Origin of the sequence: Lentzea rhizosphaerae (assembly GCF_042649515.1) — a bacterium.
Classification (GTDB): Bacteria; Actinomycetota; Actinomycetes; order Mycobacteriales; family Pseudonocardiaceae; genus Lentzea; species Lentzea aerocolonigenes.
This window is the reverse complement of the sequence record NZ_JBHRZI010000011.1, coordinates 602,666-627,664: the sequence shown is the minus strand read 5'-3', so window position 1 is coordinate 627,664 and position 24,999 is coordinate 602,666. Positions and strand designations below refer to the sequence as shown.

Genomic DNA, 24,999 nt, shown 5'->3' with positions numbered 1-24,999 from the left:
CCAAACAGATCAGCTGACAACTAGTCCGTAGGCCGCGGCGAACGCGATCGCCGTCTCGATGTCGATCAGGGCTCCGGCGAGCTTGGCCTGCCGCAGCCCGTTCGCGTCGATCTTCGCCCCGCGCAGGTCCGCGCCGTCCAGTTTGGTGTCGAGCAGCCGCGCGCCCATCAGGTCGGCCGCGCTCAGGTCGGTGTTGCGCAGATCCGCCTCGCTGAGGTTCGTCTCGCGGAACCGCTGCCCGCCCAGCTTCAGGTCGTGCAGCGGCGCCTTCACGAACGACGCGAGCGTGAAGTCCACCTCCGTGAAGGTGATCGGCCGCAGCACGCAGTCGACGAAGTTCGAGCCCATGAGGCTGCACGAGGTGAACGAGGAACGCGTCAGCACCGTGCGGTCGAAGGTGCACTGCCGGAACGCCGTCGCGTGGTGCCTCGACTCGCCGAGGTCCGTCCGGGTGAAGTCGCACCGGGTGAACGTGCACCCGCTCGTGACGAGCTCGCGAAGATCGGCTTCGGTGAAGTCGCAGTCGGTGAAAGACCGCTTCTCCCAGTGCTGACCGGGGAGGTTGGCGTCGGCGTAGTCCTCGCCGATCTCTTCGTCGGGGATGTCCACTCTCACACTCTCGCATTGGCCACGTGTTGGTAACGTGCGGGTCGCCGGGCGACCTGCCCGACGTCAACGAGGACCGTCATTCGGGAAGGCTCATGACCCGCACGCCCGTGAACGTCACTGTCACCGGTGCAGCCGGCCAGATCGGCTACGCACTGCTCTTCCGCATCGCTTCCGGCCACCTGCTGGGCCCGGACACCCCGGTCAACCTGCGTCTGCTGGAGATCACCCCGGCGCTGAAGGCCGCCGAGGGCACCGCGATGGAGCTCGACGACTGCGCCTTCCCGCTGCTGAAGGGCATCACGATCACCGACGACGCGAAGACCGCGTTCGACGGCGTGAACGTGGCCCTGCTCGTCGGCGCCCGCCCCCGCACCAAGGGCATGGAGCGCGGCGACCTGCTCGAGGCCAACGGCGGCATCTTCAAGCCGCAGGGCGAGGCGATCAACGCCGGCGCCGCGGACGACGTCAAGGTCCTCGTGGTCGGCAACCCGGCCAACACCAACGCCCTCATCGCCCAGCAGCACGCGCCGGACGTCCCGCGCGAGCGCTTCACCGCGATGACGCGCCTGGACCACAACCGCGCCCTGTCGCAGCTCGCCAAGAAGCTGGGCGTCGCGGTCACCGACATCCAGAACATGACGATCTGGGGCAACCACTCGGCCACCCAGTACCCGGACCTGTTCCACGCCAAGGTCGGCGACAAGACCGCCGCCGAGGCCGTGAACGACCAGGCGTGGCTGGAGAACGACTTCATCCCGACCGTCGCGAAGCGCGGTGCGGCGATCATCGAGGCCCGTGGCGCGTCTTCGGCCGCTTCGGCCGCGAACGCCGCCATCGACCACATCTACGACTGGGTCAACGGCACCGAGTGGACCTCGATGGCCATCCCGTCGGACGGCTCGTACGGCGTGCCCGAGGGCATCATCTCGTCGTTCCCGGTCAAGTGTTCCGGTGGTTCGTACGAGATCATCCAGGGCCTGGAGATCGACGAGTTCTCCCGCGCCCGCATCGACGCCTCCGTGGCCGAGCTGGTCGAGGAGCGCGACGCGGTGAAGGGCCTCGGCCTGATCTGAGACGTGGCAATGTGGGGAACGTGCGGATTCCATGGGACGTTCCCCAGCCACAGCTCTCCGAAGACGTGCATCCTGCGCTCGCTGACGCCGCCCGCGCGGCGTCAGCGGCGTACGGACGCGCCCGATCTCTGCACACGCGCATCGAGCTCCGCGAAGAAGTGGCGGACGGCGCGGACGGAACACCGACGATGCGCGTTGATCGCATCGTCGAGGACGCGGTGTTGGAGTCCATCCACCGCAATCGCGTGAACCTGCTCTCCGAGGAAGCCGGGTTCGTCGACAACGGCTCCTCGATCACCCTCGTCATCGACCCGGTCGACGGGTCCGCGAACGCCGCGTTCGGCGTTCCTCTCTCGTGCTTCGCCGGCGCGCTCGTGGAAGACGGCACGGCTAAAGAAGCCCTCACGACGTGGTTCGACACGGGCCGTGCGTGGCACGCGCGCGCAGGAGTGCCGACGTCGTTCCGCACGACAGGACGCACGTCGTTGGACGGCGCGGCCGTGTGTTTGATGCGCCCGAAGACCGGCACGCAGGACGCGTGGCTGCGCATCGCGAACCGCGCCGACCGCATCCGGGTGCTGTGCACGACCTGCCTGGAGACCATGCTCGTCGCAGAGGGCACCGTCGACGCCTTCATCGATCCGGGCAGCGACACGCACCGGATCATGGACCTCGCAACGGCCCTGGTCACCGTGCCCGCCGCGGGTGGGGTGCTGGTCGACCTGCGCGGGCGTCCGTTCACGTTCGAGCCCGACCTGACCCACCGGTGGTCAGGCGTGGCGGCAGCGACTCCTCAGCTGGCCGAGGAGCTGATCGCGACGGTGCTCGGTTAGATCTCGCCCCGCGGCTCGACGATGCAGTCGGGTCCGGGGAAGACGAGGCCCTCGTGGCCGTCGTTGAAGCGGACCAGGTACGGCGGCTGGCCGTCGGTCCCGCGCACTTCGAGGATCTCGCCCAGTCGCTCCTCGAGTCCGACGGAGCGGCTGTGGACGTGGAGCCTGTCACCAACTGTTGCTTGCATGGTGCTGCAACACCTCCGGTGTGCGGCGTGAGGCATGGCGCAGTGGACGCCGTAAAGCCTAGGCCGACACCGGAGGTGCGCAACAGGGCTCAATTGCCTGTCGGTGTTGTTCGCTACCGTGACGGCGAGATGGTCACGGTGATCCAGGCGTACCGGTTTGCGCTCGATCCGACCGCAGGGCAGCAGGCTGTGGTGGGCGGAGAACTCCAAGGAGGCGTACTCGTCCGGTCTGGCCAACCTCGCTACGGCGCTGACGAACTGGCGGGACTGCCGTGCCGGTTCACCACCGGCGCGTTCGGCCTGTCAGACGGTGATCGGCGGCACGTGAAGCTGCCGCGCGTCGGCCTGGTGCGCACGCACGAGTCCACCCGCAAACTCGCCCGCCACGTCGAGCGTGGCACCGCTCAGATCCGGTCGGCCACCGTGTCCTACCGTGCTCGACCGCAACCTCAACGCAGCCCGCTGCCTCGCCGGACTCGTCGGCAGGACAGCGGAGGGCACGTCCACGGCGAGTTGCGCCGGGACGGTGAACACGCCCGATGGAAACCCACGTCAGACCCACACCGTGTGGGCAACGGGTACCGCCACGGGAAGACCCGCATCACCCGGTGTGGGCCAACGTCGCCGCCGCAAGGCGACGGCTGTCTGAAGGCCGTGAAACTCGTTTCAAGGCACTTCAGACAACGGCTCAAGTGCTCATCCGCCGCAGGCGGTGGAGACCTTCTCGACGAGCGCCGCCTTCTGGGTCACCCAGTCCGCCGCGGAGTTGACGTTCTGCATCCCCTTCGCCGCTTCGTCGAGCGCCTTCTTCACCTGCTCGTCAGGCGAGGAAGACGCGAGCTTCTCCAGCTCGGTGGCCTTGGCCTTGGTCTCCTCCAGCGCCTTCTGCGGGTCGGTCGAGCTCGGTGAGAAGCCCAGCAGCTGGATCGCGTCGGCGCACAGCTTCACCTTGTCCGCAGTTTGGCTGACTCCCTGGATCGTGTCGCAGGCCGTCAGGCCACCCAACGCGATGACGGCCGCTGCCAGCGTTCCAACTACGCGCATTCGCTCTCCCTCTTGCCCGAAGTGTCCGTTTACCTTCAGTTATGACTCTACCGATGAGCATCCTGCTGGACCTGACGTTGGTAGAGCTTCCGAATCACGTCGTCGATCTCGGGCTCCACGACGGCGAGGTCGTGGACCTCCACCTGCCGCACCACCTGGGTGATCAGCTGAGCCGCCGTCGTCTCCGCTCTCCTGAACGTGAGGTGGTGTCGCAATCCGTTGGCCTCGCTGCGCACCGCCGTTACTCCAGGGACGTCCGGTGCTGGTCCGGGTTCCCTGAGGTCGATGACGAGCTCACGTTCGGGGGTGACCTCGGCGCGCAGCTCCGCGAGCGGCCCGTCGGCGAGCACCCGGCCGTGGTCGATGACCATCAGCCGCGGGCAGAGGCGTTCGATGTCGTCCAGGTCGTGCGTGGTGAGCAGGAGCGTCGTGCCGCGGCGGGTGTTGATGTCCGCGAGGAACTCCCTGAGCCGTTCCTTGGACTCGAGGTCCAGGCCGATCGTCGGTTCGTCGAGCACGAGCAGCTCCGGCGCGTGCAGGAGAGCGGCGGTGATCTCGCCGCGCATCCGTTGCCCCAGCGAGAGCTGCCGCACCGGGGTGATCAGCAGCTCCTGCAGGCCGAGGAGTTCGACGCACTCGTCGAGCCGCTTGCGGTAGTCGGCGGCGCTCACCCGGTAGATCGACCTGAGGAGGTCGAAGCTGTCACCCAGCGGCAGGTCCCACCAGAGCTGGCTGCGCTGGCCGAACACCACGCCGATGCGTTTGGCGAGATCGCGTCGTTGCTTCGACGGATCAACGCCGCTCACCCGGATGTGGCCGCTGGTGGGCACCAGGATCCCGGTCAGCATCTTGATCGTCGTGGACTTGCCGGCGCCGTTCGGCCCGACGTACCCGACGGCTTCCCCGGCCTTCACGTCGAACGAGACGTCGTCGACCGCCGTGACGGTCTTGTAGTTGCGCCGCAGGCCTTTCGACGTGGCGACCTTGAACTCCCTGCGGAGCTCCCTGACCTCGATCATGATCCCGTTCCCCGGTAGTGCCTGACCGCGAACCGCCACACGAGCCCGGCGACGACCGCCGCCAGCGCCGCGACGAGCGGTGATGTCCAGCCGACCCAGCCAGGCAGGCCGAGCGGGTCCTGCTTCCCGAGCAGCGCGAGGCTCGGGTAGTACGCCACGAACGCGCCCGGCACGACGAACGCCATCACCCACCGCAGCGGCCGCGAGTAGACGTTGATCGGGTACGACGTGAAGGAGTTGCTGCCGTACGTGACGGCGTTGGCGAACTCGCGTCCCTCGACGATCCAGAAGCAGATCGAGCAGGCGACCACCCAGACCGAGCTGTAGATGACGGTGCCCGCCAGGGGAGTCGCGATCGTCAGCAGGACCTTCGCCGGTGTCCAGTCGATCGCGACGTGGGTGAGCGCGTAGATCATGACGCCGAGCGCGCTCGTGATGCGCCCGATCCGGCGCAACCTGATGTCGGAGCACATGATCTGCGGCAACGTGCCGAGCGGCCGCATCAGCAGCACGTCGAAGCTGCCGGTGCGGATGTAGGTCGGCAGGTTGTCGAGCTGCCCGGCGAAGAGGTCCGCGACCCCGAACGCCGCTCCCGCGAACGCGTACATCAGCAGCACTTCGTCCCTGGTGAAACCGCCGAGCGCGTCGACCTGGCTGAACAACACCAGAATCACGATCAGCTCGTAGCCCTGCGCCAGCACCTGCGACACGAAGTCGACCGCGAACGAGGCGCGGTAGGCCAGCTGGCTGCGCAGCTTCGCGCCGATGAGCTTGGGGTAGATGAACTCAGCCACCCTGGACCACCACCTTGCGCACCGCGCGCTGCAGTGCGACGTGCCCGATCCCCAGGATCACCGCGGCCCAGAACACTTGGTACAGCAGGAGTTTCACGACGCTGCCGTGCCCGAGGAACACGTCGATCGGCGCCTGCAGCAACGCCGGGAACGGCGACGCCCACAATGCGTCGCGTGCCCACTCGGGGAAGAACGAGATGGGCACGGTCAACCCGCACAGCAGGCCGGAGGAGACGTTCCAGAACCCGTACAGCCCGCGGTTGTCGAGCAGCCAGAACGCGCTGAGCTCCACCAGGAACCGCACCCCGAAGCTGATCACCAGCGCGATCGTGGCGCTGATCAGGAACAGCGGCCACCGGACCGGGTTGTCCGGGAACTGGAAGGGGAACAGCAGCATGCCGAATGCCATCGGCGGCGCGAGCCTCGTCAGGAACGCGAACCCGCCGCGCCCGACGTCCTGGGCGAGCAGCGCGCCCTGCAGGTGCCATGGCCGATAAAGGTCTACTACTACGTCACCGGATCGCACGCGCTCGGCGAGCTCGTTGTTGCCCCACAGGAGGACGAACCCGAGCAGCCCCTGCCCGATCCAGACGTAGGTGTTGATGGCAGCGATGTCGTAGTCCGCGATCTCGCCGCCTGCCGCCTTGAGCGCGGCGGCGATGACGGAGACGCGGAGCAGGCCGAAGACCACGTTCGCGGTCATTCCGGCCAGCATCGCTTGTCGGTAGGTCGAGTACCTTCGAAAGCCGGCAATGATCAAATCGGCGTGGACACGCACGTCGGTCTACGTTAGTGACCGTCGCAAGTGGATTTGTTCAACTGCCGAAGGCACTGTTCACGACCTCGCCCTCCTCGGGATCGGAGCCGAGACAGAGGAAGTAGTTGCGCGTGCCGTCCTTGAAACCGACGGCGGTCATCTCCCAACCGGTCGTGTCCACGGTGGGCCGGGTGTTGGCTTTCATCACCGCGGGTGTGCAGACGTTCTTCACCTCGGACGAGGCCAGCAGTTCGTCCGAGTCGACCGCCGGGATCTCACCGGAGAGCCAGCCGCCGGCGAACGACTCCCAGTAGTGCAGATCCGCGCATCTGCCGACCTTCCGGGCGGTGGCCGGCATGCCGCCGATGTTGGTGACGCCGCGGAAGCAGGTCGACTTGTCGACGCAGAACCCGCTGTCGCACTTCTTGAGGAACGGCGGGACGTCCTCGGCTCCGCCCTGCTGCGTCGTGGCGGGCCCAGGGCCCTGGGCGGTCGCCTGTTCCTTGGTGAGGAAGTTCCACGTGAGCACACCCGCGACGATCACGACGACAAGCCCTGCCGCGCCCGCGACCAGCGGCCACGTCCTGCGCTTGGTCGGCGGCGTCACCGGCACCGTGGGCTGCCGCATCGGGTCGCGCAGCTCGTCGCGCAACTGCGCGGCACTCGGCGTGCGCAGGTTCGCGTCCGGGTGCAGCGCTCTCGCGAGCGTCTCGTGCAGGGCCGGCGGCACTCCGTTCACCGCGGGCACGGGCCGGCGCAGGATCTCGCCGAGCTGGTCGAACGACGTGATCGGCCACGGCACCGGACGCGGCGGCTTGCCCGCGAGCAACGTGTAGAGCGTGGCGGCGAGCGAGTAGACGTCGGCCTGTGGCGTGGGTTCTGCCATCGCGAACGCTTCCGGCGGCGCGTAGCTCGGGCTCAGGGCGTCACGCGTGACCGTGCTGCCGCCCTGCGCGTCCAGCAGCGCCGCGAGCCCGAAGTCGGCGAGCTTCGGCGTGCCGTAGCGGTCGACGAGGATGTTGCCGGGCTTGATGTCCCGGTGCAGCACGCCTTCCTGGTGCGCCGCGGCGAGTGCGTCCGCGAGCTTGACCCCGAGGTCGCGGACCTGCTCGGGGTGCAGCGGCCCGCGCGCGTCGAGCTGGTCGGCGAGCGACCCGCCCGTGCACAGCTCCATGACCATGTACGGCGTGCCGTGCGCGGTGATGTTCGCGTCGTGCACCCCGACGACATGCGGATGCCCCGACAACTTGGCGGCGGCGTGCGCCTCGCGGAGGAACCTCCTCCGGTCGCGCTCGTCGGCGAGCACGCGGTTGTCGATCTTGACCGCGACGTCGCGGCCGAGCTGTGCCTGGTGGGCGCGGTAGACGGTGGCGAATCCACCTGCGCCCAACGGTCTCAGGTCGGTCAGGCCGGGGATGTGGGGTGCGGTCACGCGCGGGAGCTTAGTTCCGCACCCCGACAATCCGGGCTCAGACCGTGCAGTTCAGTGAACCGCTGCGAAGTGCGTGGCTGTTCGTGTTGTCGTCGTCCGACCACAACACGACCTTCTTGCCGTTGACGCAGTTCGGCGAGATGGCAAAACCTTCGAGGTTCACGTTCGGCAGCGTCGACGGCCGGTTGTACGTCGCCGTGACCTTGAACGTCCCGCTGCTGATGGCGAGCGTCGTGGTGCGTCCGCTGCAGTTGTTGTCGCAGAGGGCCCACAGCCTGCTGCCGTCGAACTCCAGGTCCATCACCTGCGCCTGGCCGCTGTCGAACGTGCTCAGCAGCACGGCCTTCGTGCCCTGCAGGGCGTACACGTAGACCTCGCCGGTGGCCTCCAGCCCGACGAAGAACAGCCCGCTGCCGTGGCCGGGGTAGTCGGCGGGGTTGTACGTGCTGCCGCCGTCGACCTTGAAGCCGTTCTGGGTGAGGTACGAGTCCGGCACCCAGGAGATGGCCTCGGGCCCGTCGTTGGGGTCGACCTCCGGCATGCCGCCGAGCTCCCACTCGGCGACCGCGTTGCTGCCGGTGCCGTACTTGAGGATCATCGGCGTGCTCACGTCACCGTCGTCGTTGTCGCGCTCGACCGCGACGAAGAGCCCGTCCGGCGTGCTCACGACCCCTTCGGCATCGGGGTCGCCCTGCCCGTTCGCGAAGTTGAGCGACCTCTTCTGGTCGACCTTCCACGTGCTGCCACTCGGCACGAGCCGGTAGAGCGTGGACGGGCTGTTCTTCACCGCCCACACGACGTTCGCGTTCTCGAACGAGAGCCCGCTGAGGTTCTTGCCGAAGACGTTGGACCCGTCCGCGTACTTCGTGGCGGAGTCACCCGGCCACGTCGTGGCGGCCTGCGCCGGACTGGCCACCAGACCCAGCGCGAGGACCGTGAAAACGCCGATCGCCTTGATGCGCAACGCAACCGCCCCTTCTCTCACGAGGCACGGTGGCACCTCGTTCGGGCTGGCGGCGTGCGTCCAGTGGACCAGACGGTGAACTTCCGGGCTACTTCTTCGCCGCGGCCTTGGCGGCCTTCTTGAAGTCGCGCACCTCGAGCAACGACTTCTGGTCCGTGACGTCGGCGACGCTACGTCGGCTTCCTTCCTCGCCGTAGTGCCCGGCGGCCTCGCGCCAGCCGTCCGGCGTGATGCCGAACTGTTTGCCCAAAAGGGCCAGGAAGATCTTGGCCTTCTGGTCGCCGAACCCGGGCAACGCCTTGAGCCGCTTGAAGACCGTCGCCCCGTCACCTTCGGCCCAGATCCGCGTGACGTCGCCGTCGTAGTGCTCGACGACGAACTGGCTGAGCGCCTGCACCCGCTTGGCCATGGAACCGGGGAAGCGGTGCACGGCGGGCGGGGTGGCCATGATCGTGGCGAAGGCCTCAGGGTCGGCCTCGGCGATGCGGTGCACGTCCAGGCCGTTCATGCGGTCGGCGAGGACCTTGGGGCCGGAGAACGCCTTCTCCATCGGGATCTGCTGGTCCAGCAACATGCCGGTGAGCAGGGCGAACATGTCCGACGCGAGGAGTGCGTCCGCGTCGGGGTTCTGCGCGAGGCGCAGCGTGCGGGTCATGGCGGCAATCCTGACACGCGGGGCGGGTGGCCACGACTTCTGGCGAGGTCGGGCCCCGTGCCGGGCTAGGCGCCGGCGACGCGGACCTCGGACACGACCTGGCGCACCAGCACGCGCAGGGCCTCGCGGTCGACCGTGGCCGGGTCGTCGGCCAGCCAGTCGCCGATCTCGCGGACGAACTGTTCGGGCGTCATCGGCGGCACCTCGAAGTCGAGGTCGTCGTCGCAGGTGACCTCGCCGGCCCGGCTCGGGTAGACGATCAGGGCACCGCGGATCTCGAGCCAGGGGAGCATCTCGGCGAAGCGCTCGACGCCGTCCAGCAGCTGTGAGCCGCCGCCGCGGAACGGGTGGCCGTTGCGCCAGAGCTCGCCGTCCTCGTCGCAGTAGTAGTGGCCGGGCAGCCACGACTTCGACTCGATCAGGACGAGGCGGCGGCCGCAGAGCAGGGCGTGGTCGATGTCGGTGAAGACGGAGCCCGGCCACGCGAGGCCGTGGAAGATGCGCACTCCCGGTAGCTGCGTCATGTACTCGGTCAACAGTCCGGCGGTCAGCCGTTCGCGTCTGTTTTCACCCGGACGGCCGAAAATCGTGTTCCCGTCGTACTCCCCGGCGAACGCCCGTTCGGCCCGCGCCGTGGCCATGTAGCGGCGCACCAACCGGAACGCCCCGTAACCGGCGCCCGCCACGAGCGGCAGCCAGACGGCCAGGAGCAGCGGCGACAGCGGCATCGCCAACGGGAGGAGCAGGACGAACCACCCACCGATGGCGGCGGCCGCCGGGGCGTGACCGAGGCCCGCCGCGGGCACGTAGCGGACCCGCTGTCCCAGGTCGATGCGGTTCCACCAGTCCATCGAACCGAGGTCGACGCGGGGACGCGGTGCCATGTAGTTCGGGTCGTCGCCGAAGTCGCGCAACCGGCCCGTGTGGCCCGTTCGGCGAGGTCGCGGCCGTGCCTGCGGGCGAACGACGGGTGGCGGCGGCGCGGCCGGGCGGTCGTAGTCGGCGCGCCGGACCGGGTCCTTCAGCGTCTCGTAGGCCTCCTGGAGCATGCGGAAGCTGCCGGACGTCCCACCCGCGTCCGGGTGCATGACCTTGGCGAGAGAGCGGTAGGCCGACTTGATCTCCGAGGCGCTCGCGCCCCGGCTGACACCGAGCAACTCGTAGTAGTCGATCCCTGGCACGACACCGTCCAGTCCGAGGTTGGTGCATGAACCTTATTGGGTCCAACACTTTCGCCGGGCATACGGCCCGCGATTCGCCGACTAGGGTGGGACTACGCAGTGCGATGGGGCCTGTAGCGCAGTGGTCGACGCGCCCTCCGCCACGGAGGGAGAACGCCGGTTCGAATCCGGCCGGTCCCGCTCTCTCCGGGGACATGTGTTCGCGGAGAGCGCGAACCACGTCGTTCGCCGTCACCCCGGGCCCTCGCGCTGGGACCCCCACACCCTCCCTGGCTGTTGCCTTTCCTCCTTCCCGTACGTCCCGGCCCTGTTTCCGGTTCACCATTGACGACAGTGGTCTAGTCCATTTAGCTTGTGAGCAGCGCCGCCGCGCCGTCACCCATCGAGGAGACCGCCATGTTCAGGCGCAGAATCATCGCGGCCGCGACAGCCCTCTTCACGGCAGCCACCCTTGCGGCACCGGCATCCCAGGCGGCTGGGGACCCCGGAGCCCAGGCGATCACGAACCGCGTCGTCGGCTACTTCGTGCAGTGGGGCGTCTACCAGCGCAATTACCACGTCAAGAACATCCGCACGTCCGGCTCGTCCAGCAAGCTCACGCACATCAACTACGCGTTCGGCAACGTCTCCGGCGGCCGTTGCGTCCTCGGTGACGCTTACGCCGACTACGACAAGTTCTACGACGCAGCGTCCTCTGTGGACGGTACGTCGGACACCTGGGACACGGGTGCGTTGCGCGGCAACTTCAACCAGCTGCGCAAGCTGAAGAAGCTGCACCCGAACCTCAAGGTGCTCTTCTCGTTCGGCGGCTGGACCTGGTCCGGCGGTTTCCCGGCGGCGGCGAGCAGCCCGAGCGCGGCGGCGGCGTTCGCGGACTCCTGCTACAAGCTCGTCGAGGACCCGCGCTGGGCGGACGTGTTCGACGGCATCGACATCGACTGGGAGTACCCCAACGCGTGCGGGCTCACCTGTGACACCAGCGGTTTCAACTCGTTCAAGACGTTGATGCAGGCCGTCCGCACCCGCTTCGGCAGCAACAACCTCGTGACCGCCGCGATCACCGCCGACGCCTCGACCAGCGGCAAGATCGACAAGGCCGACTACGCCGGTGCCGCGCAGTACGTGAACTGGTACAACCCGATGACGTACGACTTCTTCGGCGCGTGGGCGGCCCAGGGTCCGACGGCACCGCACTCGCCGCTCACCAGCTACGCCGGCATCCCGCAGCAGGGCTTCAACACCGACGCGGCGATCCAGAAGCTCAAGAGCAAGGGCATTCCGGCGAACAAGATGTTGCTGGGCCTCGGTTTCTACGGCCGCGGCTGGACCGGCGTCACCCAGTCCGCGCCCGGCGGCACCGCGACGGGCGCCGCACCGGGCACCTACGAGGCGGGCATCGAGGACTACAAGGTGCTCAAGACCCGTTGTCCCGCCAACGGCACCGTCGCCGGCACCGCGTACGCCAAGTGCGGCAGCCAGTGGTGGAGCTACGACACCCCGGCCACTGTCCGCAGCAAGATCTCGTGGGCGAGCGGCCAGAACATGGGCGGCGTGTTCTTCTGGGAGCTCTCCGGCGACACGAGCAACGGCGAGCTGATCAGCGCGATCCGTTCCGGAATCGGCTGATAGTCCACCGGAAGAGGCGCAGGATGTTCGGGTGGACGCACTCGAACACCTGCGCCGGCTCTGCCTGGCACTGCCAGAGGTGACGGAACGCCTGAGCCACGGTGAGCCCACGTGGTTCGTCCGGGGCAAGAAGACCTTCGTGATGTTCGCCGACCACCACCACGACGACCGGCGGGCGTTCTGGTGCGCGGCGGGCCCGGACGTCCAGCAGACGCTCGTCGCCCAGGCCCCGGACACCTACTTCCGCCCGCCCTACGTCGGCCACCGCGGCTGGCTCGGCGTGTACCTCGACGTCGAGGTCGACTGGGACGTCGTGGCGGACCTGGTGGAGGACGCCTATCGGGTGATTGCCCCGAAGACGCTGGTCGCGCAACTCGACGACTCGAGTTGCCGACCCGACTGACCTGGCCCAGGCTTCCGCGCATGGCGACCTGTGACGTCTGTGGCAACGAGTACTGGATGGCCTTCGAGGTGCGCACCGTCGGCGGCGGCGTGCACACGTTCGACAGCTTCGAGTGCGCGATCCAACGCCTCGCGCCCCGCTGCGAGCACTGCGACTGCCGGGTGATCGGGCACGGCGTGGAGGTGGAGGGCCAGTTCTTCTGCTGCGCCCACTGCGCGCGGATGGGCTCGTCCGACCTGGGTGCGCAGATCCGCGACACCGTCGGCGCCCATCCGGGCTAACTGAGCACCAGGTCCAAGCTGAGCGGCACGGGCGGTGGCAACGAGCTCGTGCCCGCTCGGAACGCTTCGAGCAGGTAGGCGACCAGGCGCTGGGACGCGGCCACCGCCACCTCCACCGGCACGCCCGCGAGACCGCTGTTGGCCAGGAGTACCAGCGTCAGGTCGTGCGGCGAGAAGTCGGCTCGCAACTGTCCGCTGTCCTTCGCCCGCTGCACCAGTGCGGCGAACCCCTGCCACGTCCGGTCCCGCACCTCGGAGTGCATGTCGGGGAACGACGCGACGAACGCGGCCGTGAACCCGCGGTCGGTGGCCTGCAGCAGGCACACCTTCTCGATCATCGTGCAGAACCCGCGCCACGGGTCCGGATCGATCAGCGCCTCCTCGAACACGGCCTGGCACACGTCGAACTGCTCGGTGAAGGCCTCCAGCACCAGCGCTTCTTTGGTGGGGAAGCGCCGGTACAACGTCGCCACGCCAACGCCCGCACGACGTGCGATCGCGGCCATCGGCACCTCCAGCCCGCGCTCGGCGAACAACTCGCGCGCGACGGCCAGCACCCGCGCCCGGTTCTCCCGCGCGTCGGCACGCATCTGAGACGGTCCGGCAGTCATTTCTTCTCACTTCCGGCCAAGTGGACGGGGGTCTCCACTTACGAGGCTACGTTAGAAGACATGGACTTCAAGGGACCGTGGGTGCGTCGCCTCAACAGGATGATGGTCGCACTGCGCGACGCGCCGCTCGTTGGGAAGCTCGTGCGCAGGGGGATCACCATCGCCTCCTACACGGGACGGCGTTCCGGCCGAACGTTCTCCACACCCGTTAGCTACCAACGAAAAGGCGACATCGTGAGCATCTCTGTGATGATGCCGGACGACAAGACCTGGTGGCGCAACTTCAGCGGCGAAGGCGGCCCGCTCACGCTTGAGCTCGATGGCGCACAACGGACCGGGCACGCGACATCGCACCGTGATGACCAAGGTCGCGTGACGGTGCGAGTTCGACTCTAGAACTGATCGGCTCGGCGAAGTAGCGTCGGCCTGTGCCGGAGCAAGGAGAGATCATCGCCGAGCGGTACCGGCTGATGTCGTCGATCGGACAAGGGTCCATGGGGGTGGTCTGGCAGGCGCGCGACGAGCGACTCGACCGCGTGGTCGCGGTCAAGCTGCTCAACACGGACCGGCGGTCCCCCGAAGCGGTGGCGCAGATGTTGCGCGAGGGCCGGGTCGCAGGTCGGCTGCGTCACCCGCACGCGATCAGCGTGCACGAGGTCGTCGAGCACGACGGCAAGCCCTGCCTGGTGCTGGAGTACCTGCCCTCCCGCAGCCTCGCGGCGCTGATCGCCGAACGGGGCGCGCTGCCGCCGGGCGTGGTCGCGGCCGTGGGCAGGCAGATCGCCGCCGCGCTGGCGGCGGCCCACGCCGAGGGCATCGTGCACCGGGACGTCTCGACGTTCAACGTCCTGCTCGCTGAAGACGGCATCGCGAAGATCACCGACTTCGGCATCGCCCGCGCGGTCGGCGAGGGCACGGTGAACGATGCCCGCCTGATCGTCGGCACGCCGGCTTTCCTGGCGCCGGAGGTGGCGGCGGGCGAGGAGGCGACGTTCGCCTCCGACGTGTTCTCCCTCGGCGCGACCCTCTACGCGGCGCTGGAGGGCACACCGCCGTTCGGTGTGGACGAGAACCCTTATGCGCTGCTGCAACGCGTGGTCCGCGCAGAGTTCGAGCCGCCGCGGTCGGGTGGCCCGCTCAACGAAGTGCTGCTGCGCCTCCTGCGCCGGGACGCCGCCGAACGCCCGACGATGGCCGAGGCCCACAAGCTGCTCGCCGCGGTCGCGGAAGGACTGCCGCTGCCCGCTGGGCCTCCGAAGAGCGGGACGCGGCAGCTTTCCGCGCGCCGGCACGTGCCGCGCAAGGTGATCGCGATGGTCGCCGGTGCGGCCGTCCTGGTCGCCGCCGGTGTTGTGATCGGCACCGTCGTGCGGGGCGAACGGCCCGGCAATGCCCAGACGAACCCCACCACGACAACGACCACGGCCACGACCGCCTGCGACGCACGGTACGAGGTGACCAACTCGTGGCCGGGCGGCTACCAGGCAGAGGTGACCGTGCGCAACACCAGCCCGAACGGCCTCACCGGCTGGACAGTCACGTGGCAGCCGCCTGCGGGCCACACCATCGGCAACCTGTGGAACGGCACCCTGGCCCAGAACGCGACCGCCGTGACCGTCACCAACGCCGGCTACAACGCCGTGGTCCCCGCCGGGGGAACCACCACGTTCGGGTTCGTCGCCGCCGGCCCCGAACCCGCCCGCCCGGCCGTGAGCTGCTCTGCGGCGTGAATGAGGGCTCACCGGTCAGCCAGGCGGCGGGGCTCCAGGAACGCCGCCACCAGGTAGGCGCCGCCACCCAGCACCGCCAGCACACCGAAGAAGCCGGGTCCTGGCACGAACAGCGATGCCGCTGCGACCAACGCCAGCCACGTGCCGAGGTTGTAGTGCAACGCGTTGCGGCGCACGGCTCCCTCGGCGATGTAGATCAGGCCGACCACGATCGTCGAACCCGCCGGCCAGAGCACGGTCTGCAGCTCCGGCACGTCGAACACCGTGCTGAGAGCGGTGATCGCCAACCCCAGCGCCACGAACCCGGTGATCCACGCCGTGCCGACCAGCTTCTCGGCACGACGCCGTTCGGGAGAGGCCTTGCGCTGGATGCGCAGCGACGCGGACGTCGCCAGGATCGTGCCGGCGAGGAGACCGCCGCCGAGCAACCCGATCGGGAGCCAGCCCGGCATGAGCACCGCACCTGACCTGGACAGCACCGCGGCACCGTGGCCGAAGACGTGGGCGAACGCGAAACCGAGATATGCGGCGATCATGACAAAGCCTCCGAAGTGAGTGAGTTGATCAGGCGCGGAGCGACGGCGGAGAACACGTGCGTGCGGCGGCTCGACGCGCGCTGGTGGGCGAGACCGTGCAGTCCCAGCCAGAGCGCGAGGGCGTTCGCGGTGTGGCCGGTGAACAACCGAACTGTCGGTTCGGCGAGGTCGAAGGCGCCGAACATCACGCGGTAGCGACTGGGGTGAAGAGCGGCGAAGTCCAGGTAGGCGAGGCCTGCCGCGTGGACGTCGGAAGCGCTCAGGACAGCGGAGGAGAGTTCGGCGAAGGCCGCGTGACACACCGCCAGCAGGATCGCCGAGCCAGCGGGGAAGTGCGGGTAGATCGACGACGTGGGCAGGCCCGCCTCGCGAGACACGGCCCGCAGCGTCACGGCGTGGTCCCGGTCGACCAGGGCGGTCGCCGCCGCGACGATGAGCTGCCTGCTCACGGCTCCGGGACGATGACGACCTTGCCCAGCACGGTGCGCGACTCGGCCAGCGCCAGTGCGGCGGCGGCTTCCGGCAACGGGATGCGCGCGGCGATCTGCGGCGTGAGCACACCGTCTCCGACCAGGCGCAGCACGGCGGAGAGGTCCTCGGCCAGCCGCGCGCGGAACGCGGCGGGGCGGAAACGCTTGCCGGCCCAGAAGTTGTAGAACCCGGCGCGCTTGCCGTTGGGCAGCAGGTTCCACAGCATCAGGCGTCCGAACAGCTTCAGCACCGGCAGCATCGCGTTGCCCGGCTCGTCCTTCGTCGCGGCCGACCCGTAGTTGACCAACGCACCGCCACGGCGCAAGAGCCGCCACGACTCGTGCAGACCTTCGCCGCCGACGTGGTCGAACACCGCGTCGACACCATCGGGCGCGATCTCACGGATGCGGTCGTACATGTTCGGGTCGCGGTAGTCGACGGGAATCGCGCCGAGCGCGCGCACCGCGTCGTGGTGACGCGTGGAGGCCGTGCCGATCACCCTGATGCCGGCGTGACGAGCGAGCTGCACCAACGTCGACCCGACACCGCCGTTGGCGCCCAGCACGACGATCGTGTCGCCGCGCTCGACCTTCGCGACGCGGTGCATCATCTGCCACGCCGTGACGCCGTTGACCACCACGGTTTCCGCGGCGGCGGCCTCCACCCCGTCCGGCACGGGCACGAGGTCGGCGGCCTCGACGATCAGGTGACTCGCCCACCCGCCGACCTTGGTGACCGCGGCGAACCGGTGCAGCTCGATCGCCGGGTCGACGCCGGGGCCGGTCGCGACGACCGTGCCGACCACGTCGTAGCCCGGCACGAACGGGAACGGCGGTTGGTCGAAGTACTTGCCCAGGCGCATCTGCTGCTCGGCGAACGAGACGCCCGTGGCGTCCATGCGCAGCACGACCTGGCCCTGACCCGGCGCGGGCAGGTCGCGAACCCGGACGTGCAGGCCGTCGGGCTCGACGACGCCCGGCAGGACGATCTCGGTGGCGTGAGTGGTGGTGGCGTTCATCTGTCGGCTCCTCGGCTCGTTGTGCTTACGGAGATAAGCTAACGGCCGTAAGTCTAAGACCACAAGACCTAACGCCCATAAACTTTCAGGTGTATGGTTACGGCCGTGACCAACACGGAACCGCGCAGGCGCAACCGCCGGGGCGAGGGCGGGAAGCTGCGGGAAGAGATCATCGCGGCGGCAGTCGCGCTGCTGGACGAGGGCGGCGACGAGCGCGCGGTCACGCTGCGCTCGGTCGCACGCAAGGCGGGAATCGCGGCGCCGTCGATCTACGCGCACTTCGCCGACCAGCCGTCGATCATGCTGGCCGTGGTGCAGCAGGAGATGGACAGGCTCGCCGCCACCCTGCGCGAGGCCGACGAGAACGCCGGCACCGACCCGCGGCAACGGCTCTTCGCGGTCTGCAACGCCTACCTGGACGTGGCCAGGGCGCACCCGCAGCGCTACCGGATCATGTTCGGCGGCCTGTGGACGCCGTCGGTGGACGACACCTCGATCTCCGACGCCGACCTCGAGTCACTGGGCGCCGAGGCCCTCACGCTGCTGGCCGACGTGCTCGGCGCGTGCGTGGAGGCCGGGATCGCGCACGGCAGCGACGACCTCTACGGCGACGCGGTGGCGTTGTGGCTCGGGCTGCACGGCCTCGCGCACCAGCGGGCCGTGGTGCGCAAGATGCCCGGACCGGCCGACGTGGGGGACCGGTTGATCAGGGCTCTCGCGCACCTCAGGTGACTAGCTTGAGTTCTGACCTCGGAGCGTTTCAGGCATATTTTTTGGCGCGAAAAGCACGTTCGGGCCATCTATCGGCCCGAACGTGCTTTTCGCGCCAATCAGCAAGCGCTCGGTGCCTACTTCGATACAGGCACTAGCCGAACACGTCCTCCGGGTCGCAGTTCATGACCACTTCGCAGTCGCAGTAGCCACCGAGTTCGCACAGGGCGTCCTCGATCGGATCCCACGCGAGGCCCTGCGCGCTCACCCAACGCTCGGTGTGCCGCCACGTGTGGTCGCAGCCTTCCTCGACCACGAGCGCGTCGACGAACGCCACCAGAGCCGTGAGCTGCTCGCGGCTCAGCGGCAGTCCTGCGACCCGCGCCTCGACCTCGGCGCGCTTGTACTGGTCGCGCAGCTCCTTGCGGCGAGCCTTGTCCGGTGGAGTGCCCATGTCAGGGCGCCTCGAACAGGGTCGACACCGATTCCCCGACGTTGATCCGCCGCATCGCCTCGGCCAACGCCGGCGCGATCGACAGCACCTTCAACTTCGGCACGACCTTCTCCTGCGGGATCGGCACGGTGTTCGTCGCGACGATCTCCAGCACGTCGTCGAACGCCTGCAACCGGTCCAGCGCGCCGGACGAGAACAGCCCGTGCGTGCAGGCGACCCGGATCGGTCCCGCCCCGCGTTCCCGCAGCTTGTCCAGCAGCTCGACGACGGTCGACCCCTTGGCGATCTCGTCGTCCAGCACGATCACGTCCCGCCCGGCCACGTCGCCGATCACCGTCGAGATCTGCACCTTGTCGTCGGCGAACCGCTGCTTGGCGCCGGCCGCGACCGGCACGCCGAGGATCCGGGCGAAGTGCGCGGCCTCCTTGGCGTTGCCCAGATCCGGTGACACCACAACGGTGTTCGACAGGTCGTGCTGAGAGAAGTGCGCCGCCAGCTCGCGCAGTGCGTGCAGGTGATCCACCGGCACGGAGAAGAAGCCGTGCACCTGCGGCGAGTGCAACGTCATCGCCAGCACGCGGGAGGCTCCGGCGGCGACCATCAGGTCGGCGACCAGGCGGCCGCCGATGGAGATGCGCGGCGCGTCCTTCTTGTCCGAGCGCGCGTAGGCGTAGTGCGGCAGAACGACCGTCGTGCGTGCGGCGGACGCGCCACGGGCAGCGTCCAGCATCAGCATCAGTTCGACGAGATGTTCCTGCACCGGCGGCACCAGTGGCTGGATCAGGAACACGTCCCGCTCGCGGCAGTTCGCCTGCAGCTGCACCTCGAGGCAGTCGTTGGCGAACCGGGTCAGGCGGCTGGGTGACAGGTCGACACCGAGGTGACCACAGATCTCGGCGGCGAGGGAGGGATGGGCGGAACCGGTGAAGACAGCGATGTCACGCACACCCCCGAACCTAGTCGACGACCAGCACCAACTTGCCGTCGCGGAAGAACGGGACCAGGTTCCCGCGCGTGTCGACCGTGTGGGTTCCGCGCGGTAAGACGGCCTCTATGGCCGTGAACGCGAGGATGTCCGACACACCGTGACGGCCGCGCAACGACCGTTGGCCCTGGAACCGCAGAGCGCGCCCCTCGCGGCGGTATTGGTGCGCCTCAGCAGCAGTGGAGGCGCCTACTCGCAGCGCCTCCGGGCCTACCAGACGCCCCGAGGACGCACCGCGCACGGCGACCCCGAAACCCTGCTCGACGAGTGAGTTCACCACCGCGTCGGACGGGGGCACGGGGAGCAGGAAGGACATCGCGTGGTGGCCGTCGACCTCGTGCACCACGACCGTCCTGGCAGTGGTCAGCAGGGTGTCGTGCAGCTCCAGTGCGATCTTCTCCGCTTCCCAGCGGTTTTCGTAGCCGGCGTCGACACCGACGAAGGTGCTGGTCACCTGACCTCCACGAAGATCGGGTTGGTGTAGCACCACAGGTCCTCCCACGGGTTCGCGGCTCCCGGAGTGTCCGCCTGCGGTTCGAACGCGCCGCGGTTGCCGTCGGTTCCGCGCAATCGGAGGTAAAAAGGTTCTCGGACGTTGCGGAACGTGTGCGTGAAGACCGCATAGTGCCAGCGCGGCTCATAGGACCGCTCGACCTTCACATGTGGCGTGGACAACGTTTCAGATGATGATCGTCCGGTTACCGCACCTCTGATGAGGTCCAAACGGCGCAATCGGGGGATGAATCCCGCGCTGTTCGGGCGTGTCGCGAGACGCGCCTTGACCAGCACCGTCACGTCCGAACCGCGCCGCACACGCAGACGTCCGCCCATCGTTTCGCGGCCACCGGTGCCGACGGCGGTGAACTGCAGGTCGTCGACCAGTCCGCCGTGCGAAACCCACGCGCGACCTGCCCGCAGGCCCTCCATCACGGCGCCGCGCGTCCGCCTGGTCGCTCCGACGACGGTCCGGGAGAACTCGCAGGGGAAGAAGTCGACGTAGGGCGGCGACGCCTGGGGCGGGCCGCTGTCGACCGGGTCGAGGTGCTTGCCGGTGAGGTCGAACTGGTTGCCCGGCTCCGGCACGCGGACGATCGTGTCGCGCGAGTTGAAGTGCGAGTCGGAGTTCGACGTGATCCACCAGCCGAGGCCCTCGGCGAGCAGGGAGTCCCAGACGCCGCCGAGCTTCGCGGTCATCCAGTCGAAGCCGCCGTACGTCCGGTACGCCTCGGCTGGATAAGGCGCGTAGGAGTTCGAGCCGGGGCTGTTCGCGTAGCCGCCGCGGTAGCCGCCGGGACCGCGCAACGGATCGCCGTCGCCCTGCGCGCCGGGCGCACCCTCCATGCCGACAACGATGTCGGGCGCCAGGTCGCGCATGTTCCGCAACTCGTAGGGCGCCACACGGCCGTTGCGCATCGGGTGGTTGACGAACACCAACGCGGACTTCATCGTGCCGTTGCGGATCTTGGCTTGGAGGAACCGGATCGCGTCCAGGGCCTTGCGCTCGTTGGCGGGGCTGGACGCTTCGGCGCCGTTCAACCGCCAGTCGAACTGCCGCTCGAAGTCGCGCAGCACGCCGGCTTCGTCGTGGCAGTCCTCGAAGAAGAGAGTGGCGTGTTCGGCGCCGGGCACGTTCCACTCCATGCCCTGCCACAGCAGCAGTTGAGGGAACTTCTGCTGTGCGCGCCGAATGTCCGCCGCGGTCGCCTCAACGGAGTGCGCCTCGTGCGACGCGTGTCCGTGGTCGGTGATCACGAGCCAGTCCGTGCCGTGCCGCAACGCGCCGCGGATCTGCTGCTCGATGGTGTACATGCCGTCGTACGAGTACTGCGTGTGCGTGTGGTGGTCGCCGGAAAGCCAGTGATAACGGGCAGAAGCAGACGCACGGCCCGTGCCCAACACGCCAGCTACACCCAGTGCACTCGCTCCCTGCAAGAAGCGCCTGCGGGCCACTTCGGACATGGCTGATCCTCCACGCGACGGGTCGGGGTCCGTGGAGGTTAGGCCGATCGGGTGAGGCGCAGGTGGCTGCCGAATGACCGGCGGACGAACAACATCAGATCGGCAGGAGGTCGACCCAGTCCAGGAACGGCAGCGCGCCGGTCGCCTGCAACGCCGCGAGGCCCAGCCACACCGACAGGATCGTCACCACCGGCCCGACGATGGCCATCTCGACGACGCCACCCGTCTTCATGCGCATGATCTTCGGCGGCGCAACCGGGTACCACGTCTTGCCCATGATCGGGATCGGCCACAGCATCGGGCAGCCCTGTTCGGTGATCGCGTCACCGACGTAGTGCGCCACGCACCCGACGCCGACCGCGATCCCGCACGCCGCAGCGGAAGCGTTGGTCTGCGCGGTCCACGCGATCATGGCCCACGTCACTCCCGCGGAGACGACGGTGATCATCAACGCGTCCTGCTTGGGGTTCCAGTCGTTCATGATCCCGCGCACGGCGAGGCCCGCGAACACGAACATCAGCACCGGCAGCGCCCACTTCTGGCTGTTCTGCACGACCGCGGTGGTGAAGATGGCGGCGAACAGCGCGAAGACGAGCGTGTGTGTGAGACCCCGATGTCCGCCGTCTCTCTTGGAATCCTTCTTCAGCCGTGTTGTCCGGTAAACGAAGCTGCTGACCGCGTTGATCCCCGCCGACAGCCCGCCGCTCAATGCTCCGAACGTGCGCGAGATGGTCGAACCGGGGTGGTCGAGGTCCGGCAGAAGTGCTGCTCCAGTGGCAAGAACCGCGCCAACGGCCCAGCTCTGCGGCGAGAGCTGGCCGATCGGGTGACTCGATGCGAGTGCGGTGACGGCGCTCCAGGCGAGCAGCCCGCTCATCGCATGTGTTGGCCCAGTTGACACTTACTCCCCTTCAGTGATCACCCGACGGTGAAAACAGTAGCCGCAGGTATCACGTGTCCGAGCCAGAACTCCATATCTCCGGACAACCAACTCCTCGGCAAGGAGCTCGGACATGGCTCAGGTTTGGCTCATCACCGGCAGTTCCCGCGGCATCGGCCGCAAGACCGCCGAAGCGGTGCTCGCCGCCGGACACCGGCTCGTCGCGACCGCCCGCAATCCGCGCGATCTCGACGACCTCGTCTCTCAACACGGCGACCGGGTCAGATCTGTTGCACTGGACGTGCGCGACACCGCGCAGGCGAAGGAGGCCGTGGCGACCGCGGTCCGCGAGTTCGGCCGGCTCGACGTCGTCGTGAACAACGCGGGCGCCGGCCGCGTCACGTCGATCGAGGAGTGCTCGGAGGCCGACTTCCGCGACCAGCTGGAGATCAACCTCTGGGGTGTCGTCAACGTCACGAAGGCCGCGCTGCCCGTCCTGCACGAGCAGCGGTCGGGTCACTTCATCCAGGTCGGGTCGACCGCCGGGCACATGGCGTTCGGCGGCGGTCTCGCCCCGTACGTGATGGCCAAGTTCGCGCTGCGCGGCTTCACCGAGTCGCTGGCCGCGGAGTGCGCGCCGTTCGGGGTGAAGGCCACGATCGTCGAGCTCGGCGGCTTCCAGACCGACTGGACCGGCCCCTCTCTGGTGGTGACCGAGCCGGGGGAGGACTACGTTCCCTCTGTCGGGGCAATGCTCGACATGATGCGTGGCGCGCACGGCAACATGCCTGGTGATCCGGCCGAGGCCGCGCGAGTCATGCTCGACGTGGTAGCCATGGACGAGCCGCCACTGAGTCTGCTGCTCGGCAGCGACGCGGTGGACATGGTCCGCCTGGCCGACCAGGCACGGAACGCAGAAATCGACAAGTGGGAGCACGTGAGCCGCTCGACGGACTTCGACCCTGAATCGGTGTAACCAGGGTCGCAGGCACACCTCGGCGGTTTACCAGTACGCTTGTCTTGCTTGCATCGTCGCGAGAGGAGCGCCCGGAGTTATGGGCAAGATCAAGGTTCAGGGCACCGTCGTCGAGCTCGACGGCGACGAGATGACCCGGATCATCTGGCAGTTCATCAAGGACAAGCTGATCCACCCGTACCTGGACGTCACTCTGGAGTACTACGACCTGGGCATCGAGCACCGGGACGCCACGGACGACCAGGTCACGATCGACGCCGCGAACGCCATCAAGAAGCACGGCGTCGGCGTCAAGTGCGCCACGATCACGCCGGACGAGGCGCGCGTCGAGGAGTTCGGCCTCAAGAAGATGTGGGTCTCGCCGAACGGCACGATCCGCAACATCCTCGGCGGTGTCGTCTTCCGCGAGCCGATCATCATCTCGAACGTCCCGCGCCTGGTCCCGGGCTGGACGAAGCCGATCATCATCGGCCGTCACGCGCACGGTGACCAGTACAAGGCCACCAACTTCAAGGTGCCCGGCGCCGGCAAGCTCACGATCACGTTCCAGCCGGAAGACGGCTCGGAGCCGATCGAGCACGTCGTCACCGAGTTCCCGGCGGAGGGCGGTGTGGCGATGGGCATGTACAACTACAACAAGTCCATCGAGGACTTCGCCCGCGCCTCGTTCTCCTACGGCCTGCAGCGGGGCTACCCCGTCTACATGTCCACGAAGAACACGATCCTGAAGGCCTACGACGGTGCCTTCAAGGACATCTTCCAGCGCGTGTTCGACGAGGAGTTCAAGGCGGAGTTCGACGCCAAGGGCCTCACCTACGAGCACCGCCTGATCGACGACATGGTCGCCGCGGCCATGAAGTGGGAGGGCGGCTACGTCTGGGCGTGCAAGAACTACGACGGTGACGTCCAGTCCGACACGGTCGCGCAGGGCTTCGGCTCGCTCGGCCTGATGACGTCGGTCCTCATGACCCCGGACGGCAAGACCGTCGAGGCCGAGGCCGCCCACGGCACCGTCACGCGCCACTTCCGCCAGCACCAGGCCGGCAAGCCGACGTCGACGAACCCGATCGCGTCGATCTTCGCCTGGACCCGCGGCCTCATGCACCGCGGCAAGCTGGACAACACCCCCGAGGTGATCCGCTTCGCCGAGGCGCTGGAGCAGGTCGTCATCGAGACGGTCGAGGCCGGTCAGATGACCAAGGACCTCGCGCTGCTGGTCTCGAAGGACCAGGAGTGGCTGACCACCGAGGACTTCCTCGCCGCGCTGGACGAGAACCTCAAGAAGAAGATGGCGTCGTTCTGACGTTCGCCTGATTCGAGCACGCGAGAAGGCCGTCCCGGTCACACCGGGGTGGCCTTCTTCGCTTTTCGTCACCCGGTCGGTTCCTCTTGCGGGTGGTTGCCGCGCCGAGCCGTCCACAGGGGACTTCCAGCCGCTATATCTGCTGCTCGGGGCAGTTCGCGGTACAGGAGGCGGCGTCATGTTGGGTGTTCCGGTCAGGGGAATGATCGTGATTGGGGTGCTGGGCGTCGCCGGTGTCATGTACGTGGCGAACGGCGGCAAGCCGATGGGCAGCGACAAGGGCGCGGAGATCTGCAAGATCACCGTGACCGCCGACATCCTCAACGTGAGGTCCGGCCCCGGCGACATGCAGCCGATCGTCTCGACCATGCCGCGTGACGCGGTCGCGGACGCCCAGGCACGCGTGGAGAACGGCTACCGCATGCTGAGCGACCGGCGTTGGGTGAGCCAGCAGTTCGTCGCGCTGACGAGCGACTCGACCTGCAAGTGAGCCACCGGCGCCGTGG

31 protein-coding genes and 1 tRNA gene are annotated in these 24,999 nt (G+C 68.2%); 13 read left to right on the top strand and 19 right to left on the bottom strand.

What is annotated here, in order from left to right:
• Nucleotides 1-9: 9 nt before the first annotated feature.
• Nucleotides 10-609 carry a pentapeptide repeat-containing protein gene (locus ACFOWZ_RS10465; protein ID WP_382371532.1) on the bottom strand — a complete coding sequence of 200 codons (600 nt, stop codon included), beginning with the start codon at nt 607-609 and terminating at the stop codon, nt 10-12.
• Nucleotides 610-701: 92 nt separating this feature from the next.
• Here ACFOWZ_RS10465 and ACFOWZ_RS10460 point away from each other — a divergent pair, with 92 nt between their 5' ends.
• Both ACFOWZ_RS10460 and ACFOWZ_RS10455 read left to right on the top strand, forming a co-directional pair.
• Nucleotides 702-1,682, top strand: a complete 981-nt coding sequence (locus tag ACFOWZ_RS10460; protein ID WP_204763197.1) for a malate dehydrogenase — start codon at nt 702-704, stop codon at nt 1,680-1,682.
• 20 nt (nt 1,683-1,702) lie between these two features.
• Entirely contained in the window at nt 1,703-2,515 is an 813-nt protein-coding gene (locus ACFOWZ_RS10455) for an inositol monophosphatase family protein (protein ID WP_236703877.1), read from the top strand.
• Here ACFOWZ_RS10455 and ACFOWZ_RS10450 read toward each other — a convergent pair.
• Nucleotides 2,512-2,703: a DUF1918 domain-containing protein gene (locus ACFOWZ_RS10450; protein WP_030470815.1), complete on the bottom strand. Its 192-nt coding sequence runs from the start codon at nt 2,701-2,703 to the stop codon at nt 2,512-2,514. The two genes, ACFOWZ_RS10455 and ACFOWZ_RS10450, sit on opposite strands and share 4 nt — an antisense overlap.
• Nucleotides 2,704-2,860: 157 nt before the next feature.
• Here ACFOWZ_RS10450 and ACFOWZ_RS10445 point away from each other — a divergent pair, with 157 nt between their 5' ends.
• Entirely contained in the window at nt 2,861-3,031 is a 171-nt protein-coding gene (locus ACFOWZ_RS10445; protein WP_382371529.1) for a hypothetical protein, read from the top strand.
• Between the two features lie 368 nt (nt 3,032-3,399).
• Here ACFOWZ_RS10445 and ACFOWZ_RS10440 read toward each other — a convergent pair whose 3' ends face one another.
• The 8 genes from ACFOWZ_RS10440 to ACFOWZ_RS10405 all read right to left on the bottom strand — a co-directional run bounded on the left by ACFOWZ_RS10440 (nt 3,400) and on the right by ACFOWZ_RS10405 (nt 10,549).
• Entirely contained in the window at nt 3,400-3,747 is a 348-nt protein-coding gene (locus tag ACFOWZ_RS10440; RefSeq protein ID WP_030470813.1) for a hypothetical protein, read from the bottom strand.
• A 47-nt stretch (nt 3,748-3,794) separates the two neighbouring features.
• Nucleotides 3,795-4,766, bottom strand: a complete 972-nt coding sequence (locus tag ACFOWZ_RS10435) for an ABC transporter ATP-binding protein (RefSeq protein ID WP_382371527.1) — start codon at nt 4,764-4,766, stop codon at nt 3,795-3,797.
• Nucleotides 4,763-5,560: an ABC transporter permease gene (locus tag ACFOWZ_RS10430; RefSeq protein ID WP_382371525.1), complete on the bottom strand. Its 798-nt coding sequence runs from the start codon at nt 5,558-5,560 to the stop codon at nt 4,763-4,765. The genes ACFOWZ_RS10435 and ACFOWZ_RS10430 overlap by 4 nt, the downstream gene beginning before the upstream one ends.
• Nucleotides 5,553-6,263: an ABC transporter permease gene (locus tag ACFOWZ_RS10425; protein ID WP_382371523.1), complete on the bottom strand. Its 711-nt coding sequence runs from the start codon at nt 6,261-6,263 to the stop codon at nt 5,553-5,555. Before ACFOWZ_RS10425 ends, ACFOWZ_RS10430 begins: the two co-directional genes overlap by 8 nt.
• Nucleotides 6,264-6,375: 112 nt before the next feature.
• The gene (locus tag ACFOWZ_RS10420) at nt 6,376-7,749 is read right to left on the bottom strand and encodes a serine/threonine-protein kinase (protein WP_382371521.1); all 1,374 of its coding nucleotides are present in this window, start codon (nt 7,747-7,749) and stop codon (nt 6,376-6,378) included.
• Between the two features lie 37 nt (nt 7,750-7,786).
• The gene (locus ACFOWZ_RS10415) at nt 7,787-8,734 is read right to left on the bottom strand and encodes a hypothetical protein (protein ID WP_382371519.1); all 948 of its coding nucleotides are present in this window, start codon (nt 8,732-8,734) and stop codon (nt 7,787-7,789) included.
• Nucleotides 8,735-8,801: 67 nt separating this feature from the next.
• On the bottom strand, nt 8,802-9,368 hold the full coding sequence (locus tag ACFOWZ_RS10410; RefSeq protein WP_382371517.1) for an HhH-GPD-type base excision DNA repair protein: 567 nt from the start codon (nt 9,366-9,368) through the stop codon (nt 8,802-8,804).
• A gap of 65 nt (nt 9,369-9,433) precedes the next feature.
• Entirely contained in the window at nt 9,434-10,549 is a 1,116-nt protein-coding gene (locus tag ACFOWZ_RS10405; RefSeq protein ID WP_382371515.1) for a J domain-containing protein, read from the bottom strand.
• A 106-nt stretch (nt 10,550-10,655) separates the two neighbouring features.
• Between ACFOWZ_RS10405 and ACFOWZ_RS10400 the strand changes: the two genes are divergently transcribed.
• From ACFOWZ_RS10400 to ACFOWZ_RS10385, 4 genes are all read left to right on the top strand, one after another.
• Nucleotides 10,656-10,729, top strand: a tRNA-Arg gene (locus ACFOWZ_RS10400).
• 216 nt (nt 10,730-10,945) lie between these two features.
• Entirely contained in the window at nt 10,946-12,175 is a 1,230-nt protein-coding gene (locus ACFOWZ_RS10395; protein WP_382371513.1) for a glycoside hydrolase family 18 protein, read from the top strand.
• A 31-nt stretch (nt 12,176-12,206) separates the two neighbouring features.
• Nucleotides 12,207-12,578, top strand: a complete 372-nt coding sequence (locus ACFOWZ_RS10390) for an MmcQ/YjbR family DNA-binding protein (protein ID WP_382371511.1) — start codon at nt 12,207-12,209, stop codon at nt 12,576-12,578.
• A 20-nt stretch (nt 12,579-12,598) separates the two neighbouring features.
• Nucleotides 12,599-12,859 (top strand): Prokaryotic metallothionein, encoded by a 261-nt coding sequence (locus ACFOWZ_RS10385; RefSeq protein ID WP_382371509.1) that lies wholly within the window; start codon nt 12,599-12,601, stop codon nt 12,857-12,859.
• On the opposite strand, the gene ACFOWZ_RS10380 is transcribed toward ACFOWZ_RS10385, so the two are convergent.
• On the bottom strand, nt 12,856-13,470 hold the full coding sequence (locus tag ACFOWZ_RS10380) for a TetR/AcrR family transcriptional regulator (protein ID WP_382371507.1): 615 nt from the start codon (nt 13,468-13,470) through the stop codon (nt 12,856-12,858). The genes ACFOWZ_RS10385 and ACFOWZ_RS10380 overlap by 4 nt on opposite strands.
• A 60-nt stretch (nt 13,471-13,530) precedes the next feature.
• Here ACFOWZ_RS10380 and ACFOWZ_RS10375 point away from each other — a divergent pair, with 60 nt between their 5' ends.
• Both ACFOWZ_RS10375 and ACFOWZ_RS10370 read left to right on the top strand, forming a co-directional pair.
• Nucleotides 13,531-13,866 carry a hypothetical protein gene (locus tag ACFOWZ_RS10375; protein WP_382371505.1) on the top strand — a complete coding sequence of 112 codons (336 nt, stop codon included), beginning with the start codon at nt 13,531-13,533 and terminating at the stop codon, nt 13,864-13,866.
• A 32-nt stretch (nt 13,867-13,898) separates the two neighbouring features.
• Nucleotides 13,899-15,200: a protein kinase domain-containing protein gene (locus ACFOWZ_RS10370; RefSeq protein ID WP_382371503.1), complete on the top strand. Its 1,302-nt coding sequence runs from the start codon at nt 13,899-13,901 to the stop codon at nt 15,198-15,200.
• An 8-nt stretch (nt 15,201-15,208) separates the two neighbouring features.
• Here the strand turns inward: ACFOWZ_RS10370 and ACFOWZ_RS10365 are convergent, their stop codons facing one another.
• From ACFOWZ_RS10365 to ACFOWZ_RS10355, 3 genes are read right to left on the bottom strand one after another with little or no spacing between them, the layout of a single operon-like run.
• Nucleotides 15,209-15,736: an ABC transporter permease gene (locus ACFOWZ_RS10365; RefSeq protein ID WP_382371501.1), complete on the bottom strand. Its 528-nt coding sequence runs from the start codon at nt 15,734-15,736 to the stop codon at nt 15,209-15,211.
• Nucleotides 15,733-16,185, bottom strand: a complete 453-nt coding sequence (locus tag ACFOWZ_RS10360) for a TetR/AcrR family transcriptional regulator (RefSeq protein ID WP_382371499.1) — start codon at nt 16,183-16,185, stop codon at nt 15,733-15,735. Before ACFOWZ_RS10360 ends, ACFOWZ_RS10365 begins: the two co-directional genes overlap by 4 nt.
• Nucleotides 16,182-17,225, bottom strand: a complete 1,044-nt coding sequence (locus ACFOWZ_RS10355; protein ID WP_382371497.1) for a medium chain dehydrogenase/reductase family protein — start codon at nt 17,223-17,225, stop codon at nt 16,182-16,184. Before ACFOWZ_RS10355 ends, ACFOWZ_RS10360 begins: the two co-directional genes overlap by 4 nt.
• 105 nt (nt 17,226-17,330) lie before the next feature.
• On the opposite strand from ACFOWZ_RS10355, the gene ACFOWZ_RS10350 reads away from it, so the two are divergent.
• The gene (locus tag ACFOWZ_RS10350; protein ID WP_382371495.1) at nt 17,331-17,957 is read left to right on the top strand and encodes a TetR/AcrR family transcriptional regulator; all 627 of its coding nucleotides are present in this window, start codon (nt 17,331-17,333) and stop codon (nt 17,955-17,957) included.
• 133 nt (nt 17,958-18,090) lie between these two features.
• Here the strand turns inward: ACFOWZ_RS10350 and ACFOWZ_RS10345 are convergent, their stop codons facing one another.
• From ACFOWZ_RS10345 to ACFOWZ_RS10325, 5 genes are all read right to left on the bottom strand, one after another.
• Complete coding sequence (locus tag ACFOWZ_RS10345; protein ID WP_382371493.1) at nt 18,091-18,390, bottom strand: DUF2695 domain-containing protein; 300 nt, start codon at nt 18,388-18,390, stop codon at nt 18,091-18,093.
• Between the two features lies 1 nt (nt 18,391).
• Complete coding sequence (locus ACFOWZ_RS10340; protein ID WP_382371491.1) at nt 18,392-19,336, bottom strand: ribose-phosphate diphosphokinase; 945 nt, start codon at nt 19,334-19,336, stop codon at nt 18,392-18,394.
• Between the two features lie 10 nt (nt 19,337-19,346).
• Entirely contained in the window at nt 19,347-19,829 is a 483-nt protein-coding gene (locus tag ACFOWZ_RS10335) for a hypothetical protein (RefSeq protein WP_382371489.1), read from the bottom strand.
• Complete coding sequence (locus tag ACFOWZ_RS10330) at nt 19,826-21,274, bottom strand: PHP domain-containing protein (RefSeq protein WP_449280279.1); 1,449 nt, start codon at nt 21,272-21,274, stop codon at nt 19,826-19,828. The genes ACFOWZ_RS10335 and ACFOWZ_RS10330 overlap by 4 nt, the downstream gene beginning before the upstream one ends.
• A 154-nt stretch (nt 21,275-21,428) precedes the next feature.
• A complete protein-coding gene (locus ACFOWZ_RS10325; protein ID WP_382371485.1) occupies nt 21,429-22,235 on the bottom strand; it encodes a metal-dependent hydrolase in 807 nt (268 codons plus the stop codon).
• A 112-nt stretch (nt 22,236-22,347) separates the two neighbouring features.
• Between ACFOWZ_RS10325 and ACFOWZ_RS10320 the strand changes: the two genes are divergently transcribed.
• The 3 genes from ACFOWZ_RS10320 to ACFOWZ_RS10310 all read left to right on the top strand — a co-directional run bounded on the left by ACFOWZ_RS10320 (nt 22,348) and on the right by ACFOWZ_RS10310 (nt 24,983).
• Nucleotides 22,348-23,190, top strand: a complete 843-nt coding sequence (locus ACFOWZ_RS10320) for an SDR family NAD(P)-dependent oxidoreductase (RefSeq protein WP_382371483.1) — start codon at nt 22,348-22,350, stop codon at nt 23,188-23,190.
• 79 nt (nt 23,191-23,269) lie between these two features.
• Nucleotides 23,270-24,493: an NADP-dependent isocitrate dehydrogenase gene (locus ACFOWZ_RS10315; RefSeq protein WP_382371481.1), complete on the top strand. Its 1,224-nt coding sequence runs from the start codon at nt 23,270-23,272 to the stop codon at nt 24,491-24,493.
• Nucleotides 24,494-24,695: 202 nt separating this feature from the next.
• Nucleotides 24,696-24,983: a hypothetical protein gene (locus ACFOWZ_RS10310; protein ID WP_051784246.1), complete on the top strand. Its 288-nt coding sequence runs from the start codon at nt 24,696-24,698 to the stop codon at nt 24,981-24,983.
• The last annotated feature ends 16 nt before the right edge of the window (nt 24,984-24,999 follow it).

What these genes read in the sequence shown, in the direction of transcription:
- ACFOWZ_RS10365 (WP_382371501.1), bottom strand. Translation starts at nt 15,736, where the DNA reads ATGATCGCCGCATATCTCGGTTTCGCGTTCGCCCACGTCTTCGGCCAC.
- ACFOWZ_RS10435 (WP_382371527.1), bottom strand. Translation starts at nt 4,766, where the DNA reads ATGATCGAGGTCAGGGAGCTCCGCAGGGAGTTCAAGGTCGCCACGTCG.
- ACFOWZ_RS10450 (WP_030470815.1), bottom strand. Translation starts at nt 2,703, where the DNA reads ATGCAAGCAACAGTTGGTGACAGGCTCCACGTCCACAGCCGCTCCGTC.
- ACFOWZ_RS10355 (WP_382371497.1), bottom strand. Translation starts at nt 17,225, where the DNA reads ATGAACGCCACCACCACTCACGCCACCGAGATCGTCCTGCCGGGCGTC.
- ACFOWZ_RS10425 (WP_382371523.1), bottom strand. Translation starts at nt 6,263, where the DNA reads ATGACCGCGAACGTGGTCTTCGGCCTGCTCCGCGTCTCCGTCATCGCC.
- ACFOWZ_RS10410 (WP_382371517.1), bottom strand. Translation starts at nt 9,368, where the DNA reads ATGACCCGCACGCTGCGCCTCGCGCAGAACCCCGACGCGGACGCACTC.
- ACFOWZ_RS10345 (WP_382371493.1), bottom strand. Translation starts at nt 18,390, where the DNA reads ATGGGCACTCCACCGGACAAGGCTCGCCGCAAGGAGCTGCGCGACCAG.
- ACFOWZ_RS10440 (WP_030470813.1), bottom strand. Translation starts at nt 3,747, where the DNA reads ATGCGCGTAGTTGGAACGCTGGCAGCGGCCGTCATCGCGTTGGGTGGC.
- ACFOWZ_RS10310 (WP_051784246.1), top strand. Translation starts at nt 24,696, where the DNA reads ATGATCGTGATTGGGGTGCTGGGCGTCGCCGGTGTCATGTACGTGGCG.
- ACFOWZ_RS10380 (WP_382371507.1), bottom strand. Translation starts at nt 13,470, where the DNA reads ATGACTGCCGGACCGTCTCAGATGCGTGCCGACGCGCGGGAGAACCGG.
- ACFOWZ_RS10375 (WP_382371505.1), top strand. Translation starts at nt 13,531, where the DNA reads ATGGACTTCAAGGGACCGTGGGTGCGTCGCCTCAACAGGATGATGGTC.
- ACFOWZ_RS10395 (WP_382371513.1), top strand. Translation starts at nt 10,946, where the DNA reads ATGTTCAGGCGCAGAATCATCGCGGCCGCGACAGCCCTCTTCACGGCA.
- ACFOWZ_RS10385 (WP_382371509.1), top strand. Translation starts at nt 12,599, where the DNA reads ATGGCGACCTGTGACGTCTGTGGCAACGAGTACTGGATGGCCTTCGAG.
- ACFOWZ_RS10315 (WP_382371481.1), top strand. Translation starts at nt 23,270, where the DNA reads ATGGGCAAGATCAAGGTTCAGGGCACCGTCGTCGAGCTCGACGGCGAC.
- ACFOWZ_RS10460 (WP_204763197.1), top strand. Translation starts at nt 702, where the DNA reads ATGACCCGCACGCCCGTGAACGTCACTGTCACCGGTGCAGCCGGCCAG.
- ACFOWZ_RS10320 (WP_382371483.1), top strand. Translation starts at nt 22,348, where the DNA reads ATGGCTCAGGTTTGGCTCATCACCGGCAGTTCCCGCGGCATCGGCCGC.